Source organism: Sulfurovum sp. (genome assembly GCF_041562805.1).
GTDB lineage: Bacteria > Campylobacterota > Campylobacteria > Campylobacterales > Sulfurovaceae > Sulfurovum.
In genome coordinates this window covers 1-19,418 of record NZ_JBFFOH010000038.1, presented here as the reverse complement: position 1 = coordinate 19,418, position 19,418 = coordinate 1, and the positions used below count along the sequence as shown (strand labels likewise).

Annotated in this window: 18 protein-coding genes and 2 pseudogenes; 19 read left to right on the top strand and 1 reads right to left on the bottom strand. The window is 36.7% G+C overall.

Annotated elements, in window-relative coordinates:
* The 11 genes and pseudogenes from ABYK33_RS06685 to ABYK33_RS06635 form a co-directional block, all read left to right on the top strand.
* Positions 1–163: pseudogene (locus ABYK33_RS06685) on the top strand (ABC transporter ATP-binding protein); the annotation flags it as partial.
* A gap of 99 nt (positions 164–262) precedes the next feature.
* On the top strand, positions 263–1,021 hold the full coding sequence (locus ABYK33_RS06680) for a TIGR02757 family protein (protein ID WP_373032267.1): 759 nt from the start codon (positions 263–265) through the stop codon (positions 1,019–1,021).
* A 56-nt stretch (positions 1,022–1,077) separates the two neighbouring features.
* Entirely contained in the window at positions 1,078–1,776 is a 699-nt protein-coding gene (locus tag ABYK33_RS06675; protein ID WP_373032266.1) for a F0F1 ATP synthase subunit A, read from the top strand.
* A gap of 21 nt (positions 1,777–1,797) precedes the next feature.
* Positions 1,798–2,079 carry a hypothetical protein gene (locus tag ABYK33_RS06670; RefSeq protein WP_373032265.1) on the top strand — a complete coding sequence of 94 codons (282 nt, stop codon included), beginning with the start codon at positions 1,798–1,800 and terminating at the stop codon, positions 2,077–2,079.
* Positions 2,076–2,612 carry a thiamine phosphate synthase gene (locus tag ABYK33_RS06665; RefSeq protein WP_373032264.1) on the top strand — a complete coding sequence of 179 codons (537 nt, stop codon included), beginning with the start codon at positions 2,076–2,078 and terminating at the stop codon, positions 2,610–2,612. The genes ABYK33_RS06670 and ABYK33_RS06665 overlap by 4 nt, the downstream gene beginning before the upstream one ends.
* 3 nt (positions 2,613–2,615) lie before the next feature.
* On the top strand, positions 2,616–3,368 hold the full coding sequence (locus ABYK33_RS06660) for a hypothetical protein (RefSeq protein ID WP_373032263.1): 753 nt from the start codon (positions 2,616–2,618) through the stop codon (positions 3,366–3,368).
* A 71-nt stretch (positions 3,369–3,439) separates the two neighbouring features.
* Entirely contained in the window at positions 3,440–4,870 is a 1,431-nt protein-coding gene (gene gatB, locus ABYK33_RS06655; RefSeq protein ID WP_373032262.1) for an Asp-tRNA(Asn)/Glu-tRNA(Gln) amidotransferase subunit GatB, read from the top strand.
* Between the two features lie 60 nt (positions 4,871–4,930).
* A complete protein-coding gene (locus ABYK33_RS06650) occupies positions 4,931–6,562 on the top strand; it encodes an NAD-binding protein (RefSeq protein ID WP_373032261.1) in 1,632 nt (543 codons plus the stop codon).
* Between the two features lie 117 nt (positions 6,563–6,679).
* Positions 6,680–7,567 carry an NAD(P)H-dependent glycerol-3-phosphate dehydrogenase gene (locus ABYK33_RS06645; RefSeq protein WP_373032260.1) on the top strand — a complete coding sequence of 296 codons (888 nt, stop codon included), beginning with the start codon at positions 6,680–6,682 and terminating at the stop codon, positions 7,565–7,567.
* A 38-nt stretch (positions 7,568–7,605) separates the two neighbouring features.
* Positions 7,606–9,360 (top strand): autotransporter assembly complex family protein, encoded by a 1,755-nt coding sequence (locus ABYK33_RS06640; protein WP_373032259.1) that lies wholly within the window; start codon positions 7,606–7,608, stop codon positions 9,358–9,360.
* A complete protein-coding gene (locus ABYK33_RS06635) occupies positions 9,357–12,536 on the top strand; it encodes a translocation/assembly module TamB domain-containing protein (RefSeq protein ID WP_373032258.1) in 3,180 nt (1,059 codons plus the stop codon). Before ABYK33_RS06640 ends, ABYK33_RS06635 begins: the two co-directional genes overlap by 4 nt.
* Here ABYK33_RS06635 and nspC read toward each other — a convergent pair.
* A complete protein-coding gene (gene nspC / locus ABYK33_RS06630; RefSeq protein WP_373032257.1) occupies positions 12,533–13,669 on the bottom strand; it encodes a carboxynorspermidine decarboxylase in 1,137 nt (378 codons plus the stop codon). The genes ABYK33_RS06635 and nspC overlap by 4 nt on opposite strands.
* Positions 13,670–13,752: 83 nt before the next feature.
* Here nspC and ABYK33_RS06625 point away from each other — a divergent pair, with 83 nt between their 5' ends.
* The 8 genes and pseudogenes from ABYK33_RS06625 to ABYK33_RS06590 form a co-directional block, all read left to right on the top strand.
* On the top strand, positions 13,753–14,232 hold the full coding sequence (locus ABYK33_RS06625; protein ID WP_373032256.1) for a hypothetical protein: 480 nt from the start codon (positions 13,753–13,755) through the stop codon (positions 14,230–14,232).
* A gap of 87 nt (positions 14,233–14,319) precedes the next feature.
* A complete protein-coding gene (gene rpmH, locus ABYK33_RS06620) occupies positions 14,320–14,454 on the top strand; it encodes a 50S ribosomal protein L34 (protein WP_223891047.1) in 135 nt (44 codons plus the stop codon).
* A gap of 18 nt (positions 14,455–14,472) precedes the next feature.
* Positions 14,473–14,808: a ribonuclease P protein component gene (rnpA, locus tag ABYK33_RS06615; RefSeq protein ID WP_373032269.1), complete on the top strand. Its 336-nt coding sequence runs from the start codon at positions 14,473–14,475 to the stop codon at positions 14,806–14,808.
* 52 nt (positions 14,809–14,860) lie between these two features.
* Positions 14,861–16,468: a membrane protein insertase YidC gene (yidC, locus tag ABYK33_RS06610; protein ID WP_373032255.1), complete on the top strand. Its 1,608-nt coding sequence runs from the start codon at positions 14,861–14,863 to the stop codon at positions 16,466–16,468.
* Between the two features lie 3 nt (positions 16,469–16,471).
* On the top strand, positions 16,472–17,344 hold the full coding sequence (locus ABYK33_RS06605) for a Jag N-terminal domain-containing protein (protein WP_373032254.1): 873 nt from the start codon (positions 16,472–16,474) through the stop codon (positions 17,342–17,344).
* The gene (gene mnmE / locus ABYK33_RS06600) at positions 17,337–18,677 is read left to right on the top strand and encodes a tRNA uridine-5-carboxymethylaminomethyl(34) synthesis GTPase MnmE (protein ID WP_373032253.1); all 1,341 of its coding nucleotides are present in this window, start codon (positions 17,337–17,339) and stop codon (positions 18,675–18,677) included. The genes ABYK33_RS06605 and mnmE overlap by 8 nt, the downstream gene beginning before the upstream one ends.
* A gap of 1 nt (position 18,678) precedes the next feature.
* The gene (locus ABYK33_RS06595; RefSeq protein WP_373032252.1) at positions 18,679–18,999 is read left to right on the top strand and encodes a hypothetical protein; all 321 of its coding nucleotides are present in this window, start codon (positions 18,679–18,681) and stop codon (positions 18,997–18,999) included.
* A gap of 56 nt (positions 19,000–19,055) precedes the next feature.
* Positions 19,056–19,418, top strand: a pseudogene (locus tag ABYK33_RS06590) (carboxypeptidase regulatory-like domain-containing protein); the annotation flags it as partial.

Here is a 19,418-nt window from a genome sequence, read left to right as displayed (position 1 = left end):
GGGTATTCTTATTACAGACCATAATGTACGTGAAACACTGGGTATCTGCGATAGAGCTTACGTGATGAGAAGCGGAGAAATGTTTGCCACGGGTACAAGTGATGAAATAGCCAATAATGAGAATGTACGTAAGCATTATCTCGGTGAACACTTTACCTTGTAATTTATTAGGACGGAAAATGGGCAAAGCCCATCTTTCCTACGCTAACGCTGAGTTTTTTCAGCATAATGCTCACGCACCTAGGTGCTTAAAAAGAAAAATATGAATAAAGCACTGCAAGATATCAAAACGCTTTTAGACAAAGAAGTAAAAGCCAGAAACAATATCTCTGAAATCTCTTACGAAAAACCAGACCCCCTTCTCATCGCATCTAAATATAAAGATGAATCTATAGCGTTGATCTGTGCCTTATTTGCCTATGGTAATGCAGGAGTTATTGTAAAGTTTTTACAAAGTTTGGATTTTTCTTTGTTAGGGTCCAGTGAAGAGCAGATACAAAGAACACTCTCTTCGCATTATTATCGTTTTCAAAACTCTGAAGATGTGGCTGCACTTTTTATCGCATTAAAACGTTTAAGATCTGAAGAGAGTATTGAAAATATCTTCTATAACGGTTACCAAAAAGAAGAAAATGTTTTAGATGGTCTCTGGTCTTTTATAGAGACTTTACAATCTGTATATCCCAGACAAACAAGAGGATATAGTTTTTTAACAGGTTCTGTACCCAAAAAAGTAGCTTCTGCAGGTACCTATAAACGTTATATGATGTACTTGCGCTGGATGGTCCGGAAAGATGCCTTAGATATGGGATTATGGTCAAAAATAGATAAAAAAGATCTGCTCATGCCTTTAGATACACACACATTTCAAGTTTCTTGTCGTTTAGGATTACTCAATCGTAAAACCTATGATATGAAAGCAAGCATAGAATTGACTGATACCTTACGTACTTTTGATGAAAAAGACCCCATTAAATATGATTTTGCACTTTATCGCTTAGGGCAAGAGAAATTAGCCTAAAACTAAGCAATTAATCGGTATAATCCCGCAATATTTAACTTAAAAGAGGATGTTATATGGAAGGTATATTTACTTATCTAGGCGCAATATTTGGACATGGACAAATGTTATTTGTTTCGCACTTGGTTTTGACAGCAATTATTATCATCGCTATTGCGAAAATGGCAACAAAGAGTCTTAGAGCTGTACCAACAGGTACACAAAACGTTATGGAAGCGTTTCTTGGTGGTGTTATTGCTATGGGTAAAGATGTTATCGGTGAAGAGCATGCACGTAAATATTTACCTTTAATTGCGACAATTGGTTTGTTTGTACTTGTGAATAACCTTATCGGTATTATCCCTGGATTTGAATCTCCAACATCAAACATCAATGTTACATTGGTTTTAGCACTTCTAGTATTTTTCTACTACAATTATGAAGGTGTTAAAAAACAAGGTGCTTTTAAATACTTTAAAAACTTTGTACACCTTGGAGAGATGAATCCAATAGCAAAATTTGCAATGTCACTTTTAATGTACCCAATTGAGATCGTTTCTCATATGTCTCGTATCGTTTCACTTTCATTCAGACTTTTTGGTAACATTAAGGGTGATGACCTGTTCTTATGGGTTCTTTTAATGTTAACACCATGGATCATACCTATCACACCACTTGTTCTTCTTACATTTATGGCATTTTTGCAAACATTTGTATTTATGATCCTTACTTATGTTTATCTTGCAGGTGCACTAGCACTAGAAGAAGAGCACTAAGAAAACATTGGAGTACTTAACATGAGACTACAAAACAGACCGTTGAGTTTTGTGGTCAACTTTCTCTTAGGCGTAGCATGGGCAGCTGTCCTGCTAGGTGCCGTAACTTCATTTCTCGCTTTTTATCATGATAATCTACTTTTGGCACTGGTATCTGGATTTATGGGTGCACTGCCTGGGATGATATCTGTACTTTTACTTGAACATATTATCACTGCTAAAGAGCGACATTTGGAACTTAAAAAGCAAACAGCACTGCTTGAAAAACTTCTCATACAAAAAGAGAACAGCAACTTACAATGATCAGCTATGCTATCACTGACCCTTCTACCTTAGATCTCAACCATTTAGAACGTGACTTAACAAGATTTTCCCAAAAAGCTTCTATGATCGTCTATCGAGATAAATCCAATGCTTCTAAGTACGATGTTGATTTTGTTAAAGCAGCTAAAGTGTTTGGTTTTGAAAAAGTCATCATTCATGGAGACCTTGTATCGGCAAATGCTGCAGGAGCCGATGGTGTACATTTAAGTAGTTTACAACTAAATGATATACCTGAGGCAAAAGCGATGGATCTCTTTGTTGTTGTGAGCACCCATAGTATAGATGAGCTCAAAAATGCAGAATCATTAGGTGCGGACATGGCAACTTTCAGTCCTGTTTTTGATACACCAAATAAAGGGTTACCTGTTGGTTTGGAAGCGTTAGCATCTGTTACTTCACAAGTCAATATACCGGTGTTGGCCTTGGGGGGTATTTTGACACAGGAACAGATAAGCGCGTGTCAAATAGCCGGAGCCAGCGGTTTTGCTTCTATCCGTTATTTTAGAGGCTAGAAAATGTTACGAATCACTTCTCTTTTTATCACTTTTGTTTTTATCTTGTTTTCATCGAGTCTAAATGCCAAAAATATAGAAGCAGATTACTCTGTTGAATTTGGTGTATTTGGTGAAGTGGGCAAAGTACATGCTACACTGACATCTGATCATAAATATTATATGTTAGATGCAAATGTATCTGCTGTAGGTATAGCAAGGGCAGTGACTGATGATCTTAAAGAACGACATATCTCCAAAGGGCATGTTGTTAATGGTTTACTGATAACAGATATGTACCAGATGATCAAATCTTTTGGATACTATACGAGTACAACCATTTACAGGGTGAATCATAAAAAAAAGAAAGTTACACGGCAGTATAAAAAGTGGAAATACGATGAACTGATTCAAGATAGAACAGTGACACTTGATTACTATGGTAAAGATGACATGATGACACTCTTTCTGAACCTTCCCAAACATATCATGCATAAATACACAGCTAAGCAGTATCGATTTATAGCCATAGGTGCAGATCGGAAAAATGGCCGTGTTGATATTACACTACCTTCAGAAAAATCTTTAAAGTCAATGAAAAGTCTTTTAGGCCAGGGTCAAGAGGGTGATTGGTACAGTACGGTAGTGATGCATCGTAAACTCTATCATAGTAAACAAGGTGAACTTGATGTAAGAATAGGTCAAGAAGGTCTGGTAGAAAAAGCAGTTTTAAAAGACCTTGTTTTCTTTGGAGATGTCCGTATCATCAAGCAATAAACTCTCTTAAATAAGCAAAACGCTATAATCTATCTCATTCAACACGCGTTATATTTATAAGGAAAATCACTATGTTTGAAACCGTCATCGGTCTTGAAGTTCATGTTCAACTTAACACTAAAACGAAACTATTTTGCTCTTGTCCTACCTCTTTTGCAGAGCACCAAAATACGAATACCTGTCCTACATGTTTGGCACTTCCCGGCGCTTTACCTGTGGTCAATAAAGAAGCTGCGATAAAAGCAATGAGACTTGGATATGCGATCAATGCAAATGTAAATCATGAATCTATATTTGATAGAAAATCTTATTTTTATCCAGACAGTCCTTCTGCATATCAGATCACACAATTGACAAAAGCGATCGTACAGAAAGGTGAGGTGTTCATAGATCTTGCAGATGGTACACAAAAACGTATCGGAATGACTCAGGCACACCTTGAGGCAGATGCAGGTAAGAACATGCATGAGGGTAACCACTCTAAAGTAGATCTGAACCGTTCAGGTACACCATTGCTTGAGATCGTATCTGATCCGGACATGAGAAGTTCTGATGAAGCAGTAGCATATTTGAAAAAACTTCACTCTACTGTACGTTATCTTGACATCTCTGACGCAAATATGCAAGAGGGTTCATTTAGATGTGATGTGAATGTTTCCATCCGTCCAAAAGGTCAGGAAGCATTTGGTACAAGAGTTGAGATAAAGAACATCAACTCATTCAAATTTGTAGCTGCTGCCATAGCCTATGAAGTGCAAAGACAAACCGAAGCGTATGAAGATGGTGTCTATGAGCAAGAGGTGAATCAGGAAACACGTCTTTGGAATGTGGATGAAGGTGTAACAAAGTCTATGAGAGGGAAAGAGGAAGCAGCAGATTACCGTTATTTCCCGGATCCTGATCTACGTCCGCTGATAGTGACTGATGAGATGATAGCTGAAGCAAAGATCATGCCGGAGCTTCCAGATGCTAAAGTAAAACGTTATGTAGAAGAACTTGGTGTCAAGTCTGCTGATGCACACGTGATCACTGCAGATAAAGAGATGGCATACTACTTTGAAGAGATGTTGGAGCATGGTGCAGTAGCTAAAACAGCGGTAACATGGCTAACATCAGAATTACTTGGTCGTTTGAACAAAGCGGGTAATGCTATAGAAGATTCTCCTGTAGATGCTAAGACATTGGGAACACTTGTGTCTAAGATATCTGACAGTACGATCTCCGGATCAGGAGCTAAAGAGATCCTTGACCATATGATGGAAAATGAGAGTCGTGATATAGATGCTCTCATTGACGAACTTGGATTGGCACAGGTGAGTGATGATGGAGCAATATTGGCTATTATCGATGAGATCTTGGCTGCAAACCCGGATAAAGTAGAGCAGTACAAAGGTGGTAAAGACAAACTCTTTGGTTTCTTTGTGGGACAAACGATGAAAGCCAGCAAAGGATCGGCAAACCCTGCTAAAGTAAATGAATTACTTAAAGCAAGACTTGGCTAGATATATATCTCATCCCTGGTACTTCACCATGGGATGATAACTTTTGGGAGGTAGAAACATATGCATGACTTCATAGTTAAACTCTCGCACAAGATAGATAGCTCTGTACGCTATCAAAAGATAAAATCATTTTTCCGTTCACTTCTTGAAGATGTAAACTACCCTTATAAAAAGTACTTTGATGCATTTATGATAGGGCTTATTGTCATTTCAATTTCTATACTTATCTTGAGTAAATCTGAAAAGGTACCTGAATGGCTTGTAGAGTTTGATCTCTATTTTGTAACGGGTATCTTTGCATTGGAATATCTGTTGAGACTGTGGATCAGTCATGATATACATAAATATATTGTCTCTACTTCTTCTGAAGAGAGTGGATCTGCACGATATTGGGCAGTAGTTAAGTCTAAATTACGCTATATGATCTCGCTGCCTGCACTTATTGATCTTATAGCTATTTTCCCAAAATTTAGAATTATACGACTGCTTAAGCTGTATCACTATATGCATGGAGCATCAAGTCTTTTCAATGCATTGCTTAAAAAGCGTTTCGAATTTGTCTTTTTAGGCTATATGCTTCTAGGTGTCACTTTTACATTTGGTTCTATATTTTATCTTCTTGAATTTGGTGTCAATGAAGCATTAGGTTCTTATCTGGATGCTTTATATTGGGCATTGGTAACCATATCTACTGTGGGATACGGTGATATCTCTCCTGTGACTGAATTAGGTAAAATAGTGTCGATGTTCGGTATTATTTTTGGTATCGCTATGATCTCATTTGTGACTTCTGTGATGGTTTCTGCTTTTTCTACAAGATTTGGAGAACTGCGCAACCAAGACAGTATCAACTCTGTGAACAAAATGCAAAATGTGGTCATCATCAATGGATATGGCCACTTGGGTACAACTATCGCCAAGAAACTAAAAATACATAGAAATTATGAACCTGTGATCATAGAAAGTGATGAAGAGAAATCTAAGATCGCACTTGAAGACGGCTATCAGGTGATACATGCAGATGGTTCATCTGCAAAGCTTATTAAAACATTGTATGAGAGAGGGAACATCGCTGCGATGTTGACGTTGAGAAGCTCTGATATCAATAATATCTACTTTATACTCAATGCAAAAAGTATTCAGGCAGACTCAGTGGTTTATGCCCGTATGAATCAAGTCGAATTACGTCCACAATATGAAGCTACTAAAGTAGATGGTTTGGTTGAGCCTTATGATGTGGTAGATACAAAAGCGTTCAATTATTTGAAAAAACACAGTGAAGAAGAGAAAAAAAGCATCTTCTTTTTTGGTTACACACATAAGAGTAGTCATATCTGTAAAATGCTCAAAGAGGTAGGGATCGAAGTTACGGTTTATGAGATAGATAATGAGAATTATGAAAGAGCCAAAAGAGATGGTTTTACCAATGTGATCCTCATTGACAAAAAAAGCAGTGAAGCACCAGATGTCAAGGATGGTATTGCAGTGTGTGCTATGGATGAAGAAGCGGTTAATGTCTATTACAGTATTACACTTCGTGCAAATGGGTTTAAGAGTGATATCGTGGCACTTTCTGATACCAAAGAGGACAATAGAAAATTACTTTTAGCAGGTGTGAGTAGAATATTTGATATGTATGATGAGAGTGCTTCACAGTTTGTTGAAATGATTGAAAAAAAGTATGAGGGATAAAGATATGAAAATGATTGTTACAGAACGCCAATTGAGAAAAGCCCAATTGACTACACTGACGCTAGGTCAACTACAGCAGTTGGCTCATATGACTAGTCATATTGGAAAGGTTCATAAATGAAAATAGCAATTATAGGCGCAGGTAAATGGGGACAGGCATTGTATCATGCCTATAGTCAGAATAATGATGTGGTTATCTCTTCTCGGAACAGTAAAGATATAGAGAATTTTGTTCCCATGAGCGAAGCTTTATCGTATGAATATCTGGTGATGGCAATTCCTGCACAGTTTGTTCGTGGATGGATGGAAGAGAACTTTGTCGATCATGGACAAAATATACTTGTAGCAGCCAAAGGGATAGAGACAAGCACAGGTGCATTTCTAAACGAAGTCTATGGTGCATTTGTCTCTGCTGATAGATTGGCTTTTATCTCTGGACCTTCCTTCGCAGCTGAAGTACAACAGTCACTTCCTACAGCACTTAAAATAAGCTCTACGAATCCCAAACTGGCACAAACCTATGCAGATGCACTGCCTAATTTCATTAAAGGGTATGTGGATGATGATGTGATAGGTGCAGAGATCTCAGGATCATACAAAAATGTTATTGCTATAGCAGGTGGTGTTTGTGATGGTCTGGGACTTGGGAATAATGCTAGAGCAGCCCTTATCTCAAGAGGACTGGTAGAGATGAGCCGTTTTGGTGAATTTTTTGGTGCCAGAAATGAGACATTTCTCTCTTTGGGTGGAGCAGGTGATCTTTTCCTTACTGCAAGTTCCACGCTCTCACGTAATTACCGTGTTGGATTGGGAATTGCCAAAGGTAAGAGTATGGATGAAATCCTTGAAGAGCTAGGGGAAGTAGCAGAGGGTGTACCTACTGCTAAAGCTATCTATAAAATAGCAAAAGAAAAAGAGCTCTATCTTCCTATAGCCCAAGAGGTCTATGCTATGATAGAAGAGGGCAAAGATCCTTTGGAAAGTGTGAAAGATCTGTTGAGTTAAGATGAAAGTAAAATATTTTATAGAAAGGAGAAGAATGAATGTATGATAAATTGAAGATTTTTATAACACTGTGTATGTTTACTTTTCTCTTAGCAGATGAAATAGTTTTACCCACACATGAGATCCATTTTACAGGACAAAAACACTTTGAAGAATCTGACCTGCAGGATGCAACAGGTGTTGAAACTAAAAAATTCTTTCAATTTTGGAAAGAAGACAGACCTAGCATTGAAGATAAACTACTGCCTACTTTAGAACCTGCTTTAAAAAGTTTTTATAACTCTGAAGGTTTTTATGATGTAAAATTTTCGATCAAAGAGACCAACAGCACTATCTTTGTAACGGTTACTGAAAATGAACCTGTAAAAGTCAGAGATATCAATATCTCCAGTGATTATGATATCTCTTCCTTGATCACATTGCAAAAGAATGAAATTTTTAAAGCAAAAACGTTTATATCGATAAAAACGGATATTATTAAACAGCTGCTTAACGATGGCTATTGTAGTTATGAGTTTGACACTAAAGCATATGTAGATCTGGATAAACATACCGTGGATGTTCGTTATAACTTAGAGAAAGGTGGTCTATGTACTTTTGGAAAACTGACGATCACAGGTTTAAAAACGGTAGATGAGGACATCATAAAATCACGTGTAAGAGCTAAAGAAGGAGAAGTATATAGTCCTAAATTGGTACAAGGTACCTCTAATAACCTTTATGCACTGAGTGCCTTTGACTCTATAGTTGTGAATGTAGACAGGAAGTTTTATAATGTTATACCAGTGGATATAAACTTTACAGAGATGGAGAAAGCGTACCATTTTGAGGCAGGAGTAGGGTATGATACCTTTGAGGGGCCACGTCTCCGTAGTCAAATAACTAAAAATAATTTTATGGGAAATGCCCAAAAACTTTCTCTTACAGTTTCATACTCAGATAAGGATCAAATAGCAAAATTGGCATTTTTTAAGCCGTTTCTATTACATATTTTAGATTACCCGATTGATTTTGGTGCAGAAATTGGATATTCAAATTTAGAGTATGATGGTTTTACAGAAGAGATGTCTTACGGGAAGGCTTATTTGGAATACAAGGATGAAAAACTGAGATTAAGAGCAGGAATGGCATTCGAAGATATTATTATATCTCTTTTGGATGGTTATGATTCTACTATCTTTGAACAGGCTGTGAATGAAGGTACATTTAATCTTCTTTATCCCTATATAGATGCTGTGTATGATGCCAGAGATGATAAGCTTAATCCAAAGTATGGATATTATCTTTCTGCCTATGGTGAATTAGGACTTGCAAAAGATGATGAAACTAGTGAGTATTATAAAGCATTATTCGAAGGTAGGATCATCCATACACTTTCAAATATCACACTTTCTGCGGTGGGAAAACTTGGCCTGATCGATGGAACTGATAATGTGATCCCTGAATCAAAGTACTTTTTTGCTGGAGGTCCATACTCTAACCGTGCATACGGTTACAGGGAACTTGGTGTAATCATCTCTTCTACCGAAGACAGTATTAATGGGGCATCAACCTGGCTTAATCTCTCATTGGAAGCAAATTTTCCTGTGAAGGGTGATATTTATGGTGCAGTTTTTACTGATAATACGATGCTAACTGAAAAGAGTTATGACTTTTCAGGAGAGGTCATAAGCTCTGCAGGTCTGGGAGTACGATATATGACACCCATCGGACCTTTTAAACTGGATGTTGGGGTGAATGTCAATGATCCTACTATACATGGTATAAACTTTCAAATAGGACAATCGTTTTGAAAAATTTATTACTTTATGGACCCCTTCTTTGGCTTAGAAAAATAGTAGTTTATATGTTGATCACTTTGATAGTATTGGGACTGGTTATTTATTTTGTAGCCAATTCACCTTTGGTGATCAAGAAAGTTGCTGATGAATATTCACCGGACTACAATATCACCTATAGTCGCATCCACGGTAATATACTCACTGGCTTACAGATAGAAGATCTGGCTTATGATAATGCATCTATGGCACAACACATTACTTTCAAGTGGAATCCCTCTGGGCTTTTTAAGAAAAAGATCATTGTGAAGACACTACGGATAGAAAAAGCCAATGTAGATACGATCAAAAGCCTTATAGCCTCTTTTGATAACAATGAAAGCAGCAGTAGTGAACCTTTTGATTTTGGGGTAGGTGTAGATCAGCTGTACGTAGATCTTGAACCTTTTGTTGAACAGGGCATTACTATTTCAAATGTAGCGTTGAATGTGATGGGTGTAGAGTATGCAAGTGATAGTGTGAGTGTAGATAAATTGGGTTTGAAAGTAGATTCAAATATAACTGATATTGTTCTGGATGCAAGTTTGAAAGATGGTCATGTATACGTGAAAAAATTGAGTATCAAAGATGTTGATGCTCTTGCACTGCAAACACTTTTCCTCCCTGATGGTAATGAGAGTAAAGTGACTGATAAAAGTGATGTACCGGTTACGGCAGAAGATAACGCTAGTAAAAATGAACCAGGAAACCCGCTTATCCCTAAATGGGTACATCTTGATATATTAGAGATCAGTCTACTTCCTCTTGTTTATGATCCTGTAGATATAAAACAGTTGAACGTAACAGGAAGAGACGCTGTTTTTGATGTACAAAAACTTGTGCTTCAAAAAGCCAACCTGGACTTGCGCAGCAGTACAAATCTTAGTGATATTGTCTATAAGACGAAAGTTAAAAATAATAAGCTCATCGGGAAAGTGGATTTTAAACCTAAAAAAGCACTTTTTAAAATGTATGAACTTCCTATAAGAAGAGAGGCAGTGGGTGACATAGTTTTAGATTTAAATGTTTCTCGATCAATGGTAAGCTCAGATCTACAGATAAAGATGGAGCAGATACTCAAAGCTGGTGAAGATGATTTTAATCTTGATATCGACAATTTACATATCAATGTGAAGTATGATATTGAAAAAAGCAGTATGAAGGCTAAGAGTGATCTGCTTTTGAGCACACCTTATGCAAAAAATGTTTTAGTGACCAATCTCTTTATAATGGACGACAACATAAGTTATAGTGGAGAGATCGAAGCGAAACAGATCATAGGGGTAGATGCCAAATTTGTAAAACCACTTAATAATCTACATATCAAATACAAAGGTGATACGCAAAGTATCAAAACAGACATAGAATCTGATAATCTTCAGGGAACATTTATATCATCTGATTTTAAAAAGGCTGTATTACATTTAGAGAATAAAGAGGCGCTGGTACTCAATGAATTTATTGAACTTCCTGCAGAATTGAACCAAACGAAAGCCAATATAGTGATAGATGCACCTATACGTTTTGATGAAAATGTTTCATTAACAGCTTATGCAAAAATCAATTCAAATGTGCTAAATATGGATGCAAACATAAGTTATGAAGAAAAATTACAAGTCCAAACAGTCACGCATATACCAGAAGAATCTCTTTTGCGTGCTTATAGTCAAGAACTTAAATGGGATAGCTTAAATCCTATCAAGGCTGATGCTGAACTTTTAGATAATAGTGTCGATAGTGTACTTACCGCAGGTACTTTAACAGCTAAAGCACATTATGATCTAGAGAGTACAAAGGTAGACGGAAAGATAATCTTAGGTGGTGTGTTTGCTGATATTTCTGGTATAGCCGAACAAGATCTTAGTATCGATACAAACATCAATTCTATGCAGACCCTGATAGAAAGTATTCAAGGTATCTATACATTGGCAGATGTACCTGTTGTGAAAGGTAGTGCAGATATCTCCTTGAAGGTTAATGAATTAAAGACTGTAGATATGATATTGAAGTCACCAGAGATCATATATCACCCTGATCATAAAATGGCGCATTCTGTGAGCAATATTGATCTTGCAGTAAGTATGGAGGATTCAAAAGTGATATTGAAGCGTTATACTCTGACGTATGCCACCAAAGAATTTTTTTCTACAAAACCTTCAACTGTTTCGTTTGTAGATGGCAATGTGAGCATTTCACCTTTTTGGCTTAATGACCAATTGGAGGTAGTGGGCGAGTATAATACAAAAACCAAAAAAGGAACCATAGACGCAAATGCTGAGAATTTGCATATTGCACATGACATAGTAGAGTTAGACAGTGATGTGGATATCAAAACAGTATTGGATGGCAATAAGACAAATGTCAATGGCGAAGTGATCATTTTGGGTGGTACTATAGATTATGATTCAAGTCAAGAAAGTTTTGCTTCAGACAGTGACATTCTCATTGTTCAAGATATGAAAAAGAAAGAAGATACTTCATTTACGGATAACCTTAGTGTTTCCATACACATAAAAACAAAAACCCCATTCATTCATAAGCAGGGTGATATAGACATTAGATCAACAATAGACCTGGTGGTATATAAAGCAGAACATGCAGAGTTGATGTTACTGGGTACCATAGAGATACTTCAAGGTGGTAGTTATACGTTTGAAGGCAAGAAGTTTGTACTCAATAAAAGTTATATCTATTTTACCGGTAACCCAAATAAACCTATGCTTGATGCAAGTGTTAATTATAGATCAGCCAATTATCTTATTACAATAAAGGCTACGGGTCCAGCGGATGTACCAAATATTAAGTTTTCATCTAAACCAAGCTTGACCAAAGAACAGATATTATCGATCATCTTATTTGATACTGAAGCAGGTGCTGGTACAAATACCGGTGATGATATGATGAGGATGATGGGTGGTACTATGGCGAAATCTGTTCTATCAGATGTAGGTATAGACCTGGATCATCTTGTATTAGGTGAGGGTAACAGTCTAGAAGTAGGTCAAAAATTGTCAGAGAAGATAATGGCAACCTTCGATACAGTATTTGCCCGTCTAAGAGTAAAATACCGTCATCGGAAAAATTTGGAAAGTGTTATAAGTGTTGGTGCAGAGTCTCAATCTTATGATATTATGTATACAAAGGAATTTTAAGAGAGTCTGTTCTTAAAATCCTCATAGCCAAACTCACGTATTACTTCTACAGTGCCGTCTAGTCTTTGTATGGCGATAGAGGGAAGCTTCACACCGTTAAAGGTAGTGGCTTTGACCATAGTATAGTGCATCTGGTCTTCGAAGATCACTTTATCTCCTATTTTTAATGGCACATCAAAACTGTAATCACCCATGATATCTCCGGCTAAACAGGTATTACCTGCCAGACGATAAGTATATCTTTTCTCTCCTGCCTCTCCTGCATCACGAACATCTGCACGGTAAGGCATGATTATCGTGTCAGGCATATGGGCTTCTGCGGATGAGTCTAAGATAGCGATGTCCATACCGTTGTGCACGATGTCAAGGACTGTAGTGATAAGGGTACCTGTTTCCCATCCTACGGCTTCTCCTGGTTCAAGGTATACTTCTACCTCATACTTCTCTTTAAAGTCTTTAATGAGCTGTATGAGTTTATGGGTATCATATCCTCTACGTGTAATATGATGTCCCCCTCCAAAGTTGATCCATTTCATTTGCGGTATATACGCGCCAAATTTCTCTTCAAAATTTTTAAGTACATTTTCAAGGGCAGAGCTGTCTTGTTCGCAAAGTGCATGAAAATGCAAACCATCACATTGTTCTAAAACAGTTTCATCCATATTTTCCAGGGTTGTGCCGAGTCGGGAGTAGAGTCCACAAGGGTTATATATCTCTTTGGGTGACTCTGAATACTCTGGATTCACACGTAGACCCAGTGAGAGTTTTGGATTTATTTTTTTAGCCAACGCTGCAAAGGTATGAAACTGGGCAGGGGAATTAAATACCAAGTGATGTGATATCTTGGCAATCTCTTCCATCTCTTCTTCCTTAAATGCAGGAGAATAGGTATGTACTTCTTTAGAAAATGTCTCATCTGCAAGCTTTGCTTCATGAAGACCACTGGCACAGCATCCATCAAGATAAGGTTTGATCAGTGGAAAACTTTTCCACAAAGCATACCCTTTGAGTGCCAGTAATACTTTTGCCCCACTTTGTTGTTTAACATATGAGAGGAGTTCAAGATTTTTTTGTAGTTTTTCTTCTTCCAGTAGCCAACAAGGAGAAGGTAAAGTAAATAGTATATTTTTCATAAGAAATTATACAATAGAATCTAAAATATTTTGTTATAATGGAAGAAATATTTTAGATTGGATGCTGAAGGAGACATATCGCGATGGGAAATAGACAAAATGAAATTCGTTCAAGTAATTTAAGGTTTACGGGTAAGGAAATTGAACTTGCTGCAAATATGTTAAAGATATTGGAACCTACTATTGATATTATGTATTATCTTATGGATCTTGAAAGAGAACAGACTTTTGTACTTATGCTTTTGACAGCAAAAGATATCGATTTAAATGTATTATTGAATAAAGAAAAACGAGAGACGGACATCTTATATGAAATTGACAAAGAAGAGTCCATTTATGTGATGCTTTGTCAAGATACAAAGGTTGATGGCGGATATCGGTTTGCAGAGAGAGTGATACGCAATATTCAATTAGATAAAGGTACAGATGTTTATTGTACAGAATTGGAAGTAAGGGTTAGACATTATTCTCCTAAACAAGTGGTCCTAAAACTACTTGAAACATTTGTAAAAAGTAAACAGACGAATAAGTCCAATGAAATTGTTTTCAGAAGTCTACATTAATTAGTAGGTCTTAAGGGATTTTACTGTAAAATCCCGTCCAAATATACCACAGGAATGTAGGTAAAAATTTATTAAGGATGATTCGGAATGAAAAGAACATACCAACCTCATAGTACACCAAGAAAAAGAACCCACGGATTTAGAACAAGAATGAAAACTAAAAATGGTAGAAAAGTAATTTCTGCAAGAAGAGCTAAGGGTAGAAAAAGACTATCAGTATAATATTTCTGGTATAAAACTATCAGTTCTATAAAACATTTTACTAGGATCAAAACCAGTAAAGAGTTCAACGGAGTGTATAAGCACTCCACACAAACATGGCACACACCTTACTTTGTACTTTTCTTCAAAAAGAATGATGAGTATAAAGTAGGTTTTGTCGCCTCTAAGAAAATTGGAAATGCAGTTTATCGAAACAGAGCAAAACGTTTGTTAAGAGCACATTTCATCGAAAATATAGACCTCTTATCTCAAGGTAGTTACATATTGGTTGCAAAACCTGCACTTATTGAAGAAAACTATTCTGTGACTCGCAAAGCGTATCTACATGCACTTAAGAAGTGTTCTGCAACATAATTTAACACATATAACACTATACTATCATTGACATATTATAAAAGGTATAATTTTGGAACAACAAGATTTAAATAGACGACTTCTCCTGGCACTGGCACTTTCTTTTTTTGTATTTATAGGCTATAGTTACTTTTTCCCGCCTGCAACACCTACGGAAGTAGCCAAACAAACAACAAATACTGCAAATCAAACACCTTCCATAGACACAGCATCTAATGCAAATGTACCTACACCAGGTGCTACAGCGACAACAGCTGCAAGTGCTCCGGTACAAATGGCATCTACAGGTTTAGTGAGTGTAAAATCTGATAACTTTATCATGACTGTAGATGAATTTGGACGTATCTCTCAAGTTGAACTTTTAGAAACGAAGTATCATGATGATGAGGGTAATAATTTAAAGATCTTATCTCCGACTGAGGTGAAACCACTGGAAGTAAGGTTTTCTGATGTTAAACTAAATGAGGAAGCATTTAAAACACCTTATGTAAATGCAGGCAGTCAAACTATAGATGTGAGTAATGGTCCTCAAACGCTGACTTTAACACAAACACTTTCTTCTGTTACCGTTACAAAAAAGATCACTTTTAAACCAACGGGACAGTATGATGTGACAGTTACAACTTCTGCATCAACACCATACTTTATTACACCGGGACACAGACCTGTAGCTGACCAGTCTATGTATATGCTTGTAAGAGGAGCATTGGTAAAGGGTGCGGATGATATCATCAACACTGTAGAAGATGGCGATGCTGAAGGGTATGAAAAATTCCAAAATGCAAAAATAGCTTCTGCTTTTGACAGATATGTTGCTTCGATGTTCTTTGATTTTGATAAAGGGTTGAATGTTTCTATTTTAAAAGAAGCAAATGGAGATCCTCTTATCTTTGTACAAGGTGAAGATACATTAACATTAAATGCTTATATCGGACCAAAAGAAGAGAGAATATTAAGAGCAATTAATCCAGAACTTACAGATGCTATTGAGTTTGGATGGTTCTCATTCCTCGCAAAACCATTTTATCAAGTATTACTTTGGATAAATGATTATGTCGGAAACTGGGGATGGGCGATCATCCTCTTTACTTTGCTTGTGAAGTTTGTACTCTTCCCACTTTCATACAAGGGTATGATGTCTATGCAGAAACTTAAAGATCTGGCACCAAAAATGAAAGATCTTAAAGAGAAGTATAAAGGTGATCCTGCAAAAATGAATGCACAAATGATGGAAATGTATAAGAAACATGGTGCAAATCCTATGGGTGGATGTCTTCCTCTGATCCTTCAAATTCCTGTTTTCTTTGCGCTTTATCGTGTGCTTTTAAATGCAGATGAACTACAAGGTGCCCAATGGATACTTTGGATAGAAAACCTTGCAGCGATGGATCCGTATTTCGTGCTTCCTGTGTTAATGGGTGCATCTATGTGGTTTCAGCAAAAGATCACTCCAAGTAACTTTACTGATCCATTACAGGAAAAGATCTTTAAGTGGTTCCCTGTGATCATGACAGTGTTCTTTGTTTATTTCCCATCAGGTCTAGTATTGTACTGGTTAGTGAACAACCTCTTTACGATCGCACAACAATACTTCATCAATCATATGTATGAAAAACAAAAACAAGCGGCTATTGCAGCACATAAAAAACCAAAGGAATAGTCTATGAGAAAGGTTGAAGCACCAACACTGGAAGAAGCGTATCAAAAAGCTTCTCAAATGTTAGAATGTTCTATTTCTGAACTTCAATCAGAAGTTGTGCAACACCCTTCTAAAGGTATCCTGGGCTTTTTGAAAAAAAATGCGATCATTGTAGCAACGTGCAAAAAATCTGTGCCAAATAAATCAGAGAGTGTAGTTCAAAAAGAAGAATCTCTTTATGTACAAAGTCCAGAAGAGAGTGTTGCTTCTGAAATAATTGCAACTGTAAAAGAAGAACAGGTTATCCAGAGTGAAGTGCTAGAAACTATACTTGAAAAAGATGCTATTGTCGATCGTTTTTTTGAGGTAGATCATGATAATGAAGCTGCAGATGTTGAAGCGCTTGAAGAAGAAACGATAGTGTATGATGAGTTGGCACTTATGATAGAAGATCAACTTAAAGAACTGCTTTCTCACTCTTGTTTTGATATAGATGTGGTTGAAGTTGATGTGAGAGATAACACAGCACTTATTTTTATAGATGGTGATGATGCAGCTCTTCTCATAGGTAAAGAAGGGTATCGTTATAATGCTCTTTCTTATATGCTTTTCAATTGGTTACATGCTAAATATGAACTTTTCATTAAACTTGAAATTGCGGAATTCCTAACGACACAACAAGAGATGATCCGTAACTATATTAAGCCGGTGATCGAAAATGTTGAAAAACAGGGAAAAGGTAAAACACGTTTCCTTGACGGTATTTTGGTACAGATAGCACTTGAACAGTTACGTGAAAGATTCCCGGATAAATATGTTGCAGTTAAGACAGGCCGTGAAGGTAAAAAATTTGTTGTAATAAACGAATTTAACAATAACAATAAGACTAATGCATAACTCTATAGCTGCTATTGCCACTGCACATGGTGTCTCTTCCATCTCTATTATTAGGGTGAGTGGAGAGGCTGCTTTACAGATAGCACACAAAATCTCCCATTTAGAAAATATCACTCCAAGATATGCGCATCTCACTTCACTTTACAATTTTAAAAATGAACTTATTGACCAGGCTATTATGATTTACTTTGCTGCACCTCATAGCTTCACGGGAGAAGAGATCGTGGAGTTTCAGTGTCATGGAGGTATGATAGTTGCGCAAGAGATACTTGATACCATCACTTCTTATGGTGTAAGACTTGCAGAACCGGGTGAGTTCTCTAAGCGGGCATTTTTGAATGGTAAAATAGACCTTACTGAGGCAGAAGCCATCTCTAAGTTGATAGAAGCCAAAAGCGTAGATGCTGCGAAGATACTTGCAAAACAGATGAAGGGTGAACTTAAGACCTTTGTTGATGAGAGTAGGGACGCTTTATTAAAGTCATTGGCTTACTCTGAAGTGATGATCGATTATGCCGAAGAAGATATTCCTGATGATATTATGCAAAGTATCGTTACACAATTAGATGGACTTACTCAGCAAATAGTGCATATCGTTGATGCAAGTCATAGACGCAGAGGACTTATAGATGGTTTCAAAGTGGCTATCATAGGAAAGCCAAATGTAGGTAAAAGTTCTTTACTGAATGCTTTACTTTCTTATGATAGAGCTATTGTAAGTGATATTGCAGGGACAACAAGAGATACAATTGAAGAGCAGGTACGTATAGGATCCCATATCATCAGACTGGTAGATACAGCAGGGATACGTGAATCTGTAGACACCATAGAGAAGATAGGAATAGAACGTTCACTCTCTTCGGTTGAAGATGCAGATGTGATCGTGGCATTGTTTGACAGTTCACGTGTATTTGATGTGGAAGATGAAAAGATACTTTCTATCATTGAAGCACTGGAAGATAAACACATTGTGGTTGCACTAAACAAATCAGATCTTGAGAGAAAGTTCGATTCAAAAAGACTCCAATCTTATGATATATTGGAAGTAAGTGCTAAAAAAGCGTTTGTGAAATTAACCCAAAAGCTGGAGGAGTTATTTGATGGTATCGGAGAAGGAGAAGAACTTATGCTTATCTCTGCCCGTCAAATTGAAGCGGTCAATAAAGCAAAAGTTTCTATAGAAGAAGCAAAAACACCTCTTATGGATGGAGAGTTGGAGTTTTTCTCTTATCATTTGCAAGAAGCAGTCAAGGCTATCTCATCTATTTCAAAGCCTTATGACAGTGAAGAGATACTGGACAAAATGTTCGGTGAATTCTGTTTAGGAAAATAAGATGCAAATAGTAGAATATTTTAATGATATGGAAAATATAGAACTCTATATAATTTTAGCATTGTTTATGTTTACGATCTGGTTCATACGCAATACGGTCAAGTACTATAAAGGTGAAAAGCGAAAAGTAAAACACCTTCATAGGTTTGCCAAAGAGGGTGAAGTTGAAGCGCAGCAGCATTTAGCAAAGAGATACCAGAAAGGATATGCAGTAAAGAAAAGTTGTCAAAAAGCTGCCTTCTGGTACCAAAAAGCTGCCTTCTCAGGTGATCCGGATGCAAAAACTTTTTTAGAAAAAATGCTTAAAAAGAAACGTTGTTAATACACTAAAGTAATGTTAATTGTGTATAATACTGAAATTATGAATGAAGGGTTAAAATGTTTAAAATAGTCACTATAATTTTGATGTCATTTATGGCAATGTTTGTATTTACAGGATGCGTACAGCCAGATATACACATCAACAAAGATAAAAATTTTTGGGGTGATTTAACTAACGCAGATGATGTAAATATGTCTGATGACAATCTTACAGAATCTGAAATGATGATATCAGAAGATGGCGAAGAGAATAAAATGGCACGTATTGAATTCCCTGAATCAGAGTATTATCGTTTGGCAAGAACAGGTAAAGGTACAGTGAAAGGTACAATTTATGTGAAGGATGCCTATAATGATAAACGTATATTGGGTGCAAGTACACGACTTTATTTAAATCCGATCACAAGTTATTCTGAACAG

Coding starts and splice junctions, on each gene's coding strand:
- ABYK33_RS06665 (WP_373032264.1), top strand. CDS start 2,076: ATGATCAGCTATGCTATCACTGACCCTTCTACCTTAGATCTCAACCAT.
- ABYK33_RS06640 (WP_373032259.1), top strand. CDS start 7,606: ATGTATGATAAATTGAAGATTTTTATAACACTGTGTATGTTTACTTTT.
- ABYK33_RS06680 (WP_373032267.1), top strand. CDS start 263: ATGAATAAAGCACTGCAAGATATCAAAACGCTTTTAGACAAAGAAGTA.
- ABYK33_RS06625 (WP_373032256.1), top strand. CDS start 13,753: ATGGGAAATAGACAAAATGAAATTCGTTCAAGTAATTTAAGGTTTACG.
- ABYK33_RS06675 (WP_373032266.1), top strand. CDS start 1,078: ATGGAAGGTATATTTACTTATCTAGGCGCAATATTTGGACATGGACAA.
- ABYK33_RS06645 (WP_373032260.1), top strand. CDS start 6,680: ATGAAAATAGCAATTATAGGCGCAGGTAAATGGGGACAGGCATTGTAT.
- ABYK33_RS06670 (WP_373032265.1), top strand. CDS start 1,798: ATGAGACTACAAAACAGACCGTTGAGTTTTGTGGTCAACTTTCTCTTA.
- nspC (WP_373032257.1), bottom strand. CDS start 13,669: ATGAAAAATATACTATTTACTTTACCTTCTCCTTGTTGGCTACTGGAA.
- gatB (WP_373032262.1), top strand. CDS start 3,440: ATGTTTGAAACCGTCATCGGTCTTGAAGTTCATGTTCAACTTAACACT.
- ABYK33_RS06650 (WP_373032261.1), top strand. CDS start 4,931: ATGCATGACTTCATAGTTAAACTCTCGCACAAGATAGATAGCTCTGTA.
- ABYK33_RS06595 (WP_373032252.1), top strand. CDS start 18,679: ATGCAAATAGTAGAATATTTTAATGATATGGAAAATATAGAACTCTAT.
- mnmE (WP_373032253.1), top strand. CDS start 17,337: ATGCATAACTCTATAGCTGCTATTGCCACTGCACATGGTGTCTCTTCC.
- ABYK33_RS06605 (WP_373032254.1), top strand. CDS start 16,472: ATGAGAAAGGTTGAAGCACCAACACTGGAAGAAGCGTATCAAAAAGCT.
- ABYK33_RS06660 (WP_373032263.1), top strand. CDS start 2,616: ATGTTACGAATCACTTCTCTTTTTATCACTTTTGTTTTTATCTTGTTT.
- rpmH (WP_223891047.1), top strand. CDS start 14,320: ATGAAAAGAACATACCAACCTCATAGTACACCAAGAAAAAGAACCCAC.